This window comes from Campylobacter magnus (assembly GCF_028649595.1).
Taxonomy (GTDB): Bacteria; Campylobacterota; Campylobacteria; order Campylobacterales; family Campylobacteraceae; genus Campylobacter; species Campylobacter magnus.
On sequence record NZ_JAQSLK010000005.1, the window covers coordinates 115436 to 127259 of the forward strand.

At 39.1% G+C, this 11824-nt stretch carries 9 protein-coding genes and 1 pseudogene; all 10 read right to left on the reverse strand.

Annotated features, from left to right (window positions below; translation table 11 throughout):
* Positions 1 to 90 precede the first annotated feature (90 nt).
* The 10 genes and pseudogenes from PTQ34_RS06955 to efp all read right to left on the reverse strand — a co-directional run bounded on the left by PTQ34_RS06955 (position 91) and on the right by efp (position 11808).
* On the reverse strand, positions 91 to 2259 hold the full coding sequence (locus PTQ34_RS06955) for a polyribonucleotide nucleotidyltransferase (RefSeq protein WP_273932821.1): 2169 nt from the start codon (positions 2257 to 2259) through the stop codon (positions 91 to 93).
* A gap of 2 nt (positions 2260 to 2261) precedes the next feature.
* On the reverse strand, positions 2262 to 2966 hold the full coding sequence (locus PTQ34_RS06960) for a phosphoribosyltransferase (RefSeq protein WP_273932823.1): 705 nt from the start codon (positions 2964 to 2966) through the stop codon (positions 2262 to 2264).
* Between the two features lie 10 nt (positions 2967 to 2976).
* Positions 2977 to 5151: an LPS-assembly protein LptD gene (locus PTQ34_RS06965; protein WP_273932824.1), complete on the reverse strand. Its 2175-nt coding sequence runs from the start codon at positions 5149 to 5151 to the stop codon at positions 2977 to 2979.
* Positions 5138 to 5590 carry an RDD family protein gene (locus PTQ34_RS06970; RefSeq protein ID WP_273930359.1) on the reverse strand — a complete coding sequence of 151 codons (453 nt, stop codon included), beginning with the start codon at positions 5588 to 5590 and terminating at the stop codon, positions 5138 to 5140. Before PTQ34_RS06970 ends, PTQ34_RS06965 begins: the two co-directional genes overlap by 14 nt.
* 363 nt (positions 5591 to 5953) lie before the next feature.
* Positions 5954 to 7216 (reverse strand): phosphoribosylamine--glycine ligase, encoded by a 1263-nt coding sequence (purD, locus tag PTQ34_RS06975; RefSeq protein ID WP_273932826.1) that lies wholly within the window; start codon positions 7214 to 7216, stop codon positions 5954 to 5956.
* A 397-nt stretch (positions 7217 to 7613) separates the two neighbouring features.
* Entirely contained in the window at positions 7614 to 8216 is a 603-nt protein-coding gene (locus tag PTQ34_RS06980; protein WP_273932829.1) for an acetyltransferase, read from the reverse strand.
* Positions 8203 to 8808: a sugar transferase gene (locus PTQ34_RS06985; RefSeq protein ID WP_273932831.1), complete on the reverse strand. Its 606-nt coding sequence runs from the start codon at positions 8806 to 8808 to the stop codon at positions 8203 to 8205. Before PTQ34_RS06985 ends, PTQ34_RS06980 begins: the two co-directional genes overlap by 14 nt.
* A 261-nt stretch (positions 8809 to 9069) precedes the next feature.
* On the reverse strand, positions 9070 to 10137 hold the full coding sequence (locus PTQ34_RS08875; protein WP_404814921.1) for a methyl-accepting chemotaxis protein: 1068 nt from the start codon (positions 10135 to 10137) through the stop codon (positions 9070 to 9072).
* A 48-nt stretch (positions 10138 to 10185) separates the two neighbouring features.
* Positions 10186 to 10722, reverse strand: a pseudogene (locus PTQ34_RS08880) (MCP four helix bundle domain-containing protein); the annotation flags it as partial.
* Between the two features lie 516 nt (positions 10723 to 11238).
* Positions 11239 to 11808, reverse strand: coding sequence for an elongation factor P (gene efp / locus PTQ34_RS06995; RefSeq protein WP_273932835.1), 570 nt, complete (start codon positions 11806 to 11808; stop codon positions 11239 to 11241).
* Positions 11809 to 11824 lie beyond the last annotated feature (16 nt).

The following is an 11824-nucleotide window of genomic DNA, read 5'->3' on the forward strand; positions in this document are numbered from 1 at the left end:
TTTGTAGCATTAAAAGTAGACTAAAAACAAGGAATTCTAGAATTCCAACAAAATCTTTCAAAATCTTTCGTATAGGAATTCTAGAATTCCCTACTCACATAATTCTAAAGAAATCTTGCCATTTTTGATGTCGGCGATTTTTACATTTATGCTATCGCCTTCTTTTAGCTCGCCTTTTATCTTGCTGATGTGAAGAAGTCCATCCATACCATCACGCAGGCTGATAAATGCTCCAAAGGCGGTTTTGTTTTTTACCACACCTTTAAAGCGCTCGCCTATGCTAAATGAGTGTATATCAGCCTTAAACTTAGGTGCTGGTTTGCCCTTGCTAGAGCTATTTTGCGTGATTTCTAAAATATGCTCTTTTGCGCCATCAACTGAGCTTTTATCAGAGCCTGTGATTTTTACCTCGCCTTTATCTCTATCAAGGTCTATGCCAACGCCCCATTTTTCTATAATTTCTTTTATGGTTTTGCCAGCTTGACCGATGATGTCTACGATTTTACTAGGATCAACGCTAAAAAGCTCTAGCTTTGGCAATACATCTTCATTTAGCACTATTTGCTCATCTGCGTTTTGCATAAGCCCTAGGATGTGAATTCTAGCTAGTCTAGCTTGTTCTAGCGCTTCTTTTAGCACCTCTTCTTTTATTCCACCAAGCTTGATATCCATTTGCAAGGCTGTTATACCCTCATCTGTACCAGCTACTTTAAAGTCCATATCGCCATCGTGGTCTTCTAGCCCCATGATATCAGTTAGCACGGCGTGTTTTTCACCCTCAAAAACTAGTCCCATTGCCACGCCTGCTACTAGTTTTACGGTGTTTATTCCAGCTGCCCTTAGAGCCAAAGAGCCACCACAAACGCTAGCCATAGAGCTAGAACCATTGCTCTCTAGTATCTCGCTAACTAAGCGAATAGTATAAGGACTAGCTAAATCTATACTAGGATAAAGAGCTCTTTTTGCTAGATTTCCATGCCCAAGCTCACGGCGCCCTGGGGCTTTTATCATGCTAGCTTCGCCCACGCTAAAGCCAGGGAAATTGTAATTAAACATAAATCTCTCAGGCACTGCACCTTTTTTGTGTAGCATTTCGCTTAGCTGCGCATCATTATCCCCACCAAGAGTGGCTACTACTAGAGCTTGTGTTTGCCCACGAGTAAAAAGACAGCTGCCATGCGCGCAAGGCAAGATATTTGTCTCTATGCTAATAGGGCGAACCTCATCAAGTCTTCTGCCATCTGCTCTTAAGCCTTCATTTATGATTTGTTCTCTTACTACTTTGCGTTTGTATTTATCAAGGGCGTTTGAGATTTCTTCGCTAGTCCAGTTTTCTATTCTAGCTATATCACTAGCTAAGATTTTATTTGCGATTATATTAAGCTCGCTAGCTCTTTCGCTTTTTGCCATTTGGTTTATAGCTATTGCTACTTCGCTAGCGTAGGAATTTTTTATATGCTCATAGACTGCCTGATTATGAACCTCACTGCGAAGTGCGATATTTGCATCTGCTTTTTTATATGGGGCAAAGGCAGCTTCGTATTTTGCGCTAGCTTCTTCTATGGCTTTTGCGCCTAAATTTATAGCTTCAAGAATTCTAGATTCGCTAAACTCGTTCATATTTTGAGAGATTTGGGGTAAATCTATAAAGCTATCTGCTAGACTTAGAGTCCCTATATTATCACTTGTTGGCAGTGAGCGCATTTCTATCATAAGTAGCTCGTCTTTGTGTCCTGCTAGATAAAGATCTAGTGTAGAGTTTTCTAGCTCTTCTAGGTTAGGATTTAGTTTTAGCTCACCGTCACAGCAGCCCACACGCACACCATAAACATTATAATTAACAGGAATATCGCTTAGATAAAGAGCAGCTGAGGCAGCATTTAGCGCTGCTGTTTGAAGGTCTGTAGTCTCATCAGCTGAGAGCACTAGCACGGTTATTTGTGTTGGATAAGTATAGCCTTTTGGAAAAAGTGGTCTTAAAGAGCGATCTATAATGCGAGAAGTAAGAGTTTCAAAATCTCCTGGCTTTGTCTCCCTTTTTATATATCCACCAGGAATTCTGCCTACTGCATATTGCTTTTCAATGTATTGGACTGTAAGGGGCAAAAAATCCTCACTCACAGGCTCAGGATCACGCGCAACTGTAGCTAATAATACTGTTTTTCCTATACGCAAAAGTGCTGCTCCTGCAGCTTGGCGAGCGACTTTATTAACCTCAAAAATCTGTGTTTGGTTTTGTAAATCTACTTGAACTTTCATCTTTACTCCTTGATTTGCTCTTTATTTTGTTCTTTGCTTTGTTCTTTTACTTTTTGAAGTGGCAGGTAGTGTGGGCTTTCTTCTAGGATTTTTAGCACCTCAGCTTCACTAAAAACTAGTTTGTTTTTGTAATAAAATGCTGTGTTTACAAACTTTTGCGCCTTTTTTGCGCAGTAAATAAAGTCTAAGAAAGCAGCCGAGCTAATAGCTAAGCTCTCAGGCATCACCGCACAAGCAAGGCTAATACTAGCTGCCCCAAGGCTAGCCATGCTCTTAGCTGCTACTGTTAGCTTTGCGCCACTCTCGCAGCCATCATTTACCAAAAGAATATTTCGCCCTTTTATAAAGCTTAGCAAATTGCCTTTGCGGTATTTATAAACTTGTTTTAGCACTTTTTCTTCATACACCCTTTTTGCTTGACCATATACAAAGTCTTGTGTGATACCAAAGCAAGTTATAAGAGCATCATTTAGCACTATCTCTTCACTCTCTCCAACGCAGGCTATCTCGCACTCAGGGTTATTTGGTGCCATTATGCCAGCACTAAAAAACAGCTCATAATCAAGATCAAGCTTGCTAGCTAAGTGGTTACAAAAAGCAACGCCTTCTAAGCTAAGACAAACTAATAAAAAATTGCTACTTTTTAACTGCTCGGCTGGGAGCATATCAAAGAGTATATCAGCAGCATTTATTTGATCTTCAAACATTTTTTCTCTTTTAATACATCACATCTTTTGATTTAAGCGAAAAGTCATAGTTAAAATCACCAAAAGGATAAAAGGCAAAAAATACCATTACACTATTTTTAGTCTTTGGCTCAGGACCATATGAAGTGTTTATAGGGTCTGTATTGCGTCTAAAATAAATGCCATAATTCCAGCATTTGCGATATTGAGAGATACCTATTTGCCACATTTTTGTGTATTTTTCTACATAGTCATAAGCATAAGATCCAAATACCCTTATGTCTTTTGGAAAGGTATAATGCGCTGATGTTTGAAGAAAATGTGATTTGCTTTTTATATTAAAATCATCAAATTTCACATCATAGCTATCACGAATATCAAAATATAGCTTATTATAAGTAGTAGCTATACCATTTTGCGCAGAGACTAGCCTCTTTTTTTCATGGTCGTAAGTAAGCTTGCTAAAAGCAGTAAAATAATCAAAATATAAATCAAGGCGATTATCAGTAGTTGCAAACCTACCTTTGTTTGTGTAATAGCTAGTATTTAAAGAGTGCCTTAGGATTTTTTTATTATCACTATTAAAAAGATACTGAATGATGCCAGCATTTAGCGTTTGTCTTTGATATTTTTTATCAAGCTGCTCTACAAAGTTTTCTTCGCTCTCATCTTTATCAAAAGTATACAAACGCTCTGCGATTTCTCCATATTTATATCCTGGCTGGATATAAGAAAGCTTTAAGTTCATAGTATGAAATAGCCCACCAAAGACATCATAGGCCCTAGCCAAATCACTGCTTAGTGCTATCTCGCTCCAGCTGCGAGCATATTTTTCATTATTTTTGTCTCTCATAAAGCCATTTTTATCTAGCTCAAAGCTTTTTTGATAACTTATATGTGTAGCATAAAGATTGTGCGTGTAGCTAAGGTTTGCCCACTCGCCAGGCAAAGTAAAATTTAATCCAACAGGCAGATTTAGCTCAAATTGTTGCGCTTTTGTACCTATTTTTCTAGTATAGTTATGGTATTTTACATCTAGTGAGTAAGTAAGGTTTTTACTTAAAAAGCTATCTAAGTAGCTGTGGTATTGTAAAGTAGGCAATTCTTGAAGCGTGTCTTTATTGCCGTATTTTGTAGCGATTTTAGCTGTGTTTATGTAATAATCTGCATAAATACCAAAATAATGCTCTTTTGTATTTACAAAATAATTTATTTTTGAGTGAACCAAAGAGTCATAGGCTGAGTTGCCATTTTCACGCAAGTTTAAATAATCAAAGTCATTTAAATGCTTAAAACGCACATAAAGCCCCTCGCCATAATCGCCATTAACTAGGTATTTTGCTAGCTTGTCCCTATCGTATTCTACCTCAACGCCTGTATGAGTGCTGTATTTTAGGCTATTTTTGTCTTGGTATTTTTTAGAATCTTTGAAAAATCCTGTGCGAATATATCCGCTAGAATAAGGCGAATCTGCAAAACGAAATGTAGCGTATAATCCGGCACCACGGTTTGTGCGAATCTGCGGATTTAGCTCTAAATCCCACTCGTTATACTCAGCTATATAAAAAGGCTGTTCAAAAAACAATCCTTCGCTTTTTGAAAACGCAATGTTAGGCGTTAAAAAGCCAGTTCTGCGAGTTTTATCGGTGCTAAAGCCAAAATAAGGCAAATAAAACAAAGGCGTATTGCCAACAAAAGGTAAATTTCCATAAAAAACTGGATTATAAATATGTAGATATTTTTTTTGCTTATCTAAATATCCATCTTTATACTCTATATGCCAGTCAGGCTCATCCACATTACAGCTTGAGACTATTGATTTGCTTGTATCTATGCGAGCATCGCTTGAACAAAACTGCTCGCTAGCTATCCACAGCTCTTTGTTTTGATGCATAGCAAAGGCGTTATCTGTGGTGATTTCATTTGTTTTTAGATTTATTTTTGCGTAATTTGAGTTTGTAGCTTCTTCATTATTTCGCAAAATACTTACATTTTCAAAAAGCTCTACAATCTCGTTTTTTTCGTCGTATTTGGCTCTTTTTGCGCTTATTAAGTAGCTTGGACTATATACTAGCACATCGCCAGTGGCTGTTACTATTGAGCCCTCTTTATGGACTTCTTTTGCCACAAACTCTACATTTTCTACCCTAGCCTGTAAGCTAGATAAAAACAGCGCAAAAAGTATAAAAGATTTATTTATTTTCACAAACAATAGTCCCACTTAGTTTATCATGCCAGCTTTGCTTAGCAGCATTTCCTAGCATCCAGATAAATCCTAGATAAAAACACCACTCGCTTATAATCCGCACACAAGCTCTAATTAGTGCCTTTGGCAGGCTTGGAAAGTCTAAAATTTCGCCATCTAGCACCATGATTTTCATCACGATTTTGCCAAGACTTGCGCCGTATCGCCACACAAAAAATGTATGATAAAGCACCTTTAAAAGCACTAATTGCCAGATAAACGAGTTTATCACAGCTATCATCGTCTGCGCATCGCTAGCAGCGTTTTTAAACGCATCATAATATATCACAAAAAATAGCGCCGAGATAATCACATCATCGATCAAATACGCAAACAAGCGTTTATTAAAGCTTGCGAGCCTGATATTTTCACGCTCTAAGCGTTCAGCGATACTCTCCATTTTTTACCCAATCAAAAATATTTAAGCTGTATTTTAGCAGATTTTGCTTTGAATTGCTTTATTTTTAGAAAATTTTCGTGATTTTTTCAAGGAATTCTAGATTTTGATTCTAGGAATTCTAGTTTTTGGGGGTTAGGGGGTATTTAAGCCCTAGGAATTCTAGTTTTAGGAATTCTAGATTGGGAATTCTAGTTTAAGGAATTCTAGCTTTAAGGAATTCTAGTTTAGGAATTCTAGATTGGGAATTCTAGTTTAGGAATTCTAGATTTAAGTCTTAGGAATTCTAGTTTATGGAATTCTAGTTTATGGAATTCTAGATTTAAGTCCTAGGAATTCTAGGAATTCTAGAATTCCTAAGTAATTTTATTTTCTTAATGCTTGATAGGCTATATCTTTGCGCCACTGCGCACCCTCAAAGCTGATTTTGCCAACCAGCTCGTAGGCCTTAGCCTGCGCTGCTTCTATGCTAGTGCCTAGTCCCACAGCCACTAGAACTCGCCCCCCACTTGCTACTAGCTTGCCAGCATCATCGCTAACGCCTGCGTAGCAGATGTGAGAGCCCTCAGGTTCGTTTTCTACAAAAATTTGCGCTGGCTTACTTGCGCCATATGGATAGTTATGGCTTGCCATCACCACGCCCACAGCAAACTTACCAGCAAGCTTGATATCTTCTAGCTTGCCCTGCGCTGCATTTAGCAAGGTTTTTGCAAAATTTCCTTCGATCAAAGGCATTAGCACCTCGCACTCAGGATCGCCAAAACGCACATTAAACTCAAGCACATAAGGCGTATCGTCAACTACCATAAGCCCTACAAAAAGCACTCCACAAAAAGGCGCACCCTCACGGCTCATACCATCAAGCGTAGGGCGAACAATCTCATTTTCTACTCTAGTAATAAGAGCTGCGTTTGCTAGCATACTTGGCGCATAAGCCCCCATGCCGCCAGTATTTGGGCCCTCATCGTTATCTTTTAGTCTTTTATGATCTTGGGCTACTGGCAGACTAACGAAGTTTTTGCCATCACAAATAGCAAAAAAGCTTAGCTCAAAGCCGCCCAAGAACTCCTCGATCACCACTCTTTTGCCAGCATCGCCAAAGCTAGCACCACTTAGCATATCAGCAGCTGCCCTTTTTGCCTCATCTGCACTAGAGGCGATTATCACGCCTTTTCCAGCACAGAGCCCATCAGCTTTTACTACGATTTTGCCGCTTGGATTTTCACTATTAAAAATTGCTTCAATAAACTCATCTGCTTCTGCTTTATCATGCGTGTTTATAAAGCGTGCTGTGCGGATATTTTGGCGAGCTAAAAACTCCTTCATAAAGGCCTTTGAGCCCTCTAATCTAGCTGCTGCCTTGCTAGGGCCAAAGATATTTAGCCCATGACTTTTGAAAATATCAACCACGCCATCACTTAGAGCATTTTCAGGGCCAACTACGCAAAGCTCGATTTCATTATCCTTTGCCCAAGTAGCAAGCTCATCAAAGCCCTTTATATCAACATTTGTAGCGATTTTTGCAGTGCCTGCATTACCCGGTGCTACAAAAAGCTCGCAACCATCATTTTTTAGCCTTCTAGCAATAGCGTATTCACGCCCGCCATTTCCTATTATCAAAACTTTCATTTATATCCTTTTATACCCAAATAGCCGTCCGTTCCTTTGCTCGGCCTACATAAGCCAAACTTGCAATGAGCCACGCACTTTAGGGACAGCGCGGACTAGCCCGCCGTCATCACACCGCACGCAAGCGATCTTGCCAATACTATTTCGTTAGACCCCCATAAAAACGTGCCACGAACTATTCAGGCAAAGGTATTATAGCAAAAATATCTAGGAATTCTAGAATTCCTAAGGAATTTTAAGGCAAAAATTTTAAATTCTAGAATTCCTAAAGCCAAAAAGCCTAGGAATTCTAGAATTCCCAAGGAATTTTAAGGCAAGAGCTCTAAAATCTAGAATTCCTAAAGCCAACAAGCCTAAGAATTCTAGAATTCCTAAGGAATTTTAAAATCTAGCACTCCTAGCGCACTTTGGCTGGATTGCCATAGGCTTTGGCATTATCTGGGATATCTCGCACGAGAACTGAGCCTGCGCCTATCATAGCATTTGCGCCGATTTTTATGCCCTGAATAGTGCAGCTGCCTATACCAACCCACGCATGAGCGCCCACCACGCAAGCCCCAGCAAGCGCTACTCGCGGGCAGATGTGAGCATACTCGCCGATAGCGCATTCGTGTTCTATAAGTGCGCCAGAGTTTATGATAGCACCTGAGCTGATTTTAGCCTTTGCGTTTATGATAGCCCCTGGCATCACGCACACGCCAGCTGAGAGGCTAGCAGAGCTTGATATAAGCGCATTTGGATGGATTAGGCTTATTAGATTAAAGCCTGCGTTTTGGATTTTTTGGCTGATTTTTTCTCGCACTGTGCTTGAACCTATTGCTACAAACATATCATAACGCTCAAGCTCATCGTGATAGCAAAGAGAGGTTATATCGCTATCAAGCGCAGGGCTGTCGTCTAAAAAGATGATATTTTCGTATCCCACAGCCCTAGCGATATCAGCGCAAACTAGCCCATGCCCGCCAGCACCGTAAATGTATATAGTTTTAGTTTTTGCCATTAAACTTCTCCGTAGTAGCCATGCCAGCCTTGCTTACGCCTTCTTTTTTTAGCACTTTTTTTATGGTAAGAAGTGCGATTTTAATATCAAGCAAAAAGCTTAAATTCTCAGCATAAATGGCGTCGTGTTCTAGCTTTGCTGCCCAGCTGATGTCGTTTCTGCCATTTACTTGCGCAAGTCCAGTTATACCAGGGCGCACAGAGTGCCTGCTAGCCTGCCTAGGCGAATAAAGCGGCAAATACTCTACAAGCAAAGGGCGTGGGCCAATAAAGCTCATATCGCCTTTTAGCACATTAAAAAGCTGTGGCAGCTCATCAATGCTTGAAGCCCTAAGCTTTGCGCCAAAGCCTTTTAGGCGAAGCTCATCAGGGAGCAAATTACCATTTTCATCACGCTCATCACTCATCGTGCGAAACTTATAAATCTTAAAAATCTTAGCATTTAGTCCAGGGCGTGCTTGGGTAAAAAGCACCGGCGAGCCAAGCTCACGCCTTATGCGCCACGCAGCCCAAAGCATAATAGGCGAAAATAAAATAATCAAAAGCAAAGCAGCAATAAAATCTAAAATGCGTTTAAAAAAATGCTTATACATAAAAATCCTTTAAAAACTCAAATAATAGCATAATTTTAGCAATTATTTTATACTTTGCTAATTAGCAGATCTTTTTCTTGTGATTTTTATATTTTGCCCCCAAATAATCTAGAATTCCTAGAATTTAGAATTCCTTATGAAAATACAGCTAGGAATTCTAAAATTCCTAAAATTTAGAATTCCATACAGAGATCCCCCCAAGGGGCGATGACATAGTAGGGAATTCTAGAATTCCCCAAAAGCCTCAAAAAGATAGCTAAACTAGGCTTTAATATCGCAAATAAAGAACTCCATAACCTTGCCAAGAGCTCTTACTTCTTGTTTCATTTCTGCGATTTTCTCCAAGCTTGTATCCATATTTTCTTTTGTAAATTTTGCAGTCTCAACTATGCTTTCTACATTTGCGTTTAGCTCTTTCATCGATTTTTCGCCAGCCTGGGCTACTTTTACAGCACTATTTGCTTTTTGAGATGAGTCAGAGCTTGTGGTGTAAATATTATTTAGCATTGCAGCCACATTATTTGCTAGCTCGTAACCCTCTTCTACTCTTGGCACGCTAGCTTCGATGATTTGGACTGCGTTAGCTACTTCTTTTTGGATAAGCTTGATAGTATTTGCTATCTCATCAGTAGCACTGCCTGTGCGCTCTGCAAGCGAGCGGATCTCATCAGCCACAACAGCAAATCCACGACCAACCTCACCAGCTCTAGCTGCCTCAATAGCTGCATTTAGCGCAAGCAGGTTTGTTTGATCAGTTATCTCGCTAATAAGCTCAGTAGCGCCGCCGATTTCATTTGCGTGATTGCTAAGCAGCTTGATCTGCTCGGCTTGTTTTATTACATTTTCACGGATTTCCTGCATTTTGCTTGCTACATAATCACTAGCTTCTTTACCCTCTTTGCTTAGCTTGGTGGCTTCGTTTGAGTTCACGCCTGTCTCACTAGTCATTTTCATCATCTCATTAGTACCAGCTACGACGCTAGTGATGATTTCTGAGCTAGTGCTTGTGATTTTGCTTTGTTCTGTGATGTTGCTGCTTACTTTGCTAAAGTTATTTATCAAAATCGCAGTTTTATCCTCTACTGAGTTAATAGCTGCTTGGACATTGCCTGAGATTTCAGCTAGCTTGTTTTTCATCGCTATTGTGTGTGCTAAAAGGCTGTCTGGATACTTTGTAGTAGCTTTTACGCATAGATTACCACGAGCTACTTGTTGAACCACACGGCTAACATCTCCTGGTTCGCCTCCAAGCTGAGTGATAATACTTCTAGCCACTGCTATAGTGATGAAAATCGCAATTGCAATAGCGATTAGCCCCATTACTATCATAAGATTGATAAAGCCACCAGTGATCGAGCGGACTTCGTTTGTAAGCTCGGTGTTTAGCTTTTCTTCAAGGTCAATGAATTTGTTAATAGCAGCTAGCCAACTAACAAAATGTCCGGCTGTTTCGTGCATCAAAAGCTCTTTTGCCTTTGCGGTGTCACCTGCTTTTTTTAGCTCTATAACATTTTTGTATGATGCTTCGGTTTTTACTCTTATGTCTTGGATGGTTTTTAGTATGCTAAGCTCTTCGTTTGTTGCTACGCCGGTTTTGTTCATAGCCTCCATGTCATTGTAGCTAGTGATATAAAACTCATTTAGTTTATTTATGGTAGCAAGTAGAGCATTTAGCTGGGCTTCTTCATCTACTAGCACCACATCACGAATAGCAATTGCTCTATCGTGAACTGAGCCACGAAAGTTAATAGCATAGCGTTGTTGCTTTGCGTTTATATCATTGATTTGTGATAGCATGCTATTTACTTTGTTGATTTGCACGATGCCGATGCCTACAAGCAACAAAATAAGCACGATCACAATGCCAAAACCAAGGCCTATTCTAGAGCCCACCTTCATACTTGAAAAGTTCATTTTACACCCTCCTTATTTTCAAAAAAAATTGGGCGATTTTAGAAATTTTTTGTAAATTTGTTGTAAAATTCAACTTTTCATTAAATTCTTTTACTAGAAAAAAGAGTTTTAAAAAAGAACTAGGAAGAATTCTAGAATTCCTAGAGTTTTTAAAGTAGAAAATTATAAAATTTTTTTAGGAATTCTAGAATTCCTTAAACTAAAATTCTTAAACTAGAATTCCTAAACTAGAACTCCTTAAACTAGAATTCCTAAAACTAGAATTCCAAAAGTTTTTAAAGTAGAAAATTATAAAATTTTCTTAGGAATTCTAGAATTCCATAATCTAGAATTCCTAGAATTCCCAAATCTAGAATTCCTAGGGGCTTAAATACCCCCTAACCCCCAAAATCTAGAATTCCTAAAACTAGAATTCCAAAAGTTTTTAAAGTAGAAAATTATAAAATTTTCTTAGGAATTCTAGAATTCCTTAAACTAGAATTCTAGAATTCCCAAGGCTTTAAGTGGCTTTATATTTTATTTGCCAGCACGCTCTATATACTCGCCACGCACAGTATCTACGCGGATAACCTCGCCTTCTAATACATGAAATGGTATTTGAACAACTGCACCACTTTCTAGCGTAGCTGGCTTTTTGTTTGAGCCCTGAGTATCACCACGGAAGTTTGGCTGAGTTTCTACGATTTTTAGTTCTACAACTTGTGGGACTTCTACGCCGATAGCTTTACCATTGTGAAATAGCACTTGAACCATAAGTCCATCAATCATCCATTTTTTTGCCTCGCCTACATCCTCATCACTAATAGCTACTTGCTCGTAGCTCTCAGTATCCATGAACTGGCAGTTCTCGCCATCATCATAGAGGTATTGCATTTGCTTTTCTTCAAGGTTTGGTGCATCGCATTTATCGCCTGCGTGGAAGGTCTTTTCAAGCACTTTGCCATCTATAAAGCTTTTGATTTTCACGCGCACAAAAGCTGGACCTTTGCCAGGTTTTACATGCTGATATTCTACGATTTTAAACGGAATTCCATCTATTTCTATTTTTAGACCTTTTTTTAGATCTCCCATTTGATAACTTGCCATTTTTACTCCTTTTTTA

Bases quoted from the DNA above. Each gene is read 5' to 3' on its own strand.
- PTQ34_RS08875 (WP_404814921.1), bottom strand. From the start codon at position 10,137: ATGATAGTAATGGGGCTAATCGCTATTGCAATTGCGATTTTCATCACT.
- PTQ34_RS06970 (WP_273930359.1), bottom strand. From the start codon at position 5,590: ATGGAGAGTATCGCTGAACGCTTAGAGCGTGAAAATATCAGGCTCGCA.
- PTQ34_RS06955 (WP_273932821.1), bottom strand. From the start codon at position 2,259: ATGAAAGTTCAAGTAGATTTACAAAACCAAACACAGATTTTTGAGGTT.
- purD (WP_273932826.1), bottom strand. From the start codon at position 7,216: ATGAAAGTTTTGATAATAGGAAATGGCGGGCGTGAATACGCTATTGCT.
- efp (WP_273932835.1), bottom strand. From the start codon at position 11,808: ATGGCAAGTTATCAAATGGGAGATCTAAAAAAAGGTCTAAAAATAGAA.
- PTQ34_RS06980 (WP_273932829.1), bottom strand. From the start codon at position 8,216: ATGGCAAAAACTAAAACTATATACATTTACGGTGCTGGCGGGCATGGG.
- PTQ34_RS06985 (WP_273932831.1), bottom strand. From the start codon at position 8,808: ATGTATAAGCATTTTTTTAAACGCATTTTAGATTTTATTGCTGCTTTG.
- PTQ34_RS06960 (WP_273932823.1), bottom strand. From the start codon at position 2,966: ATGTTTGAAGATCAAATAAATGCTGCTGATATACTCTTTGATATGCTC.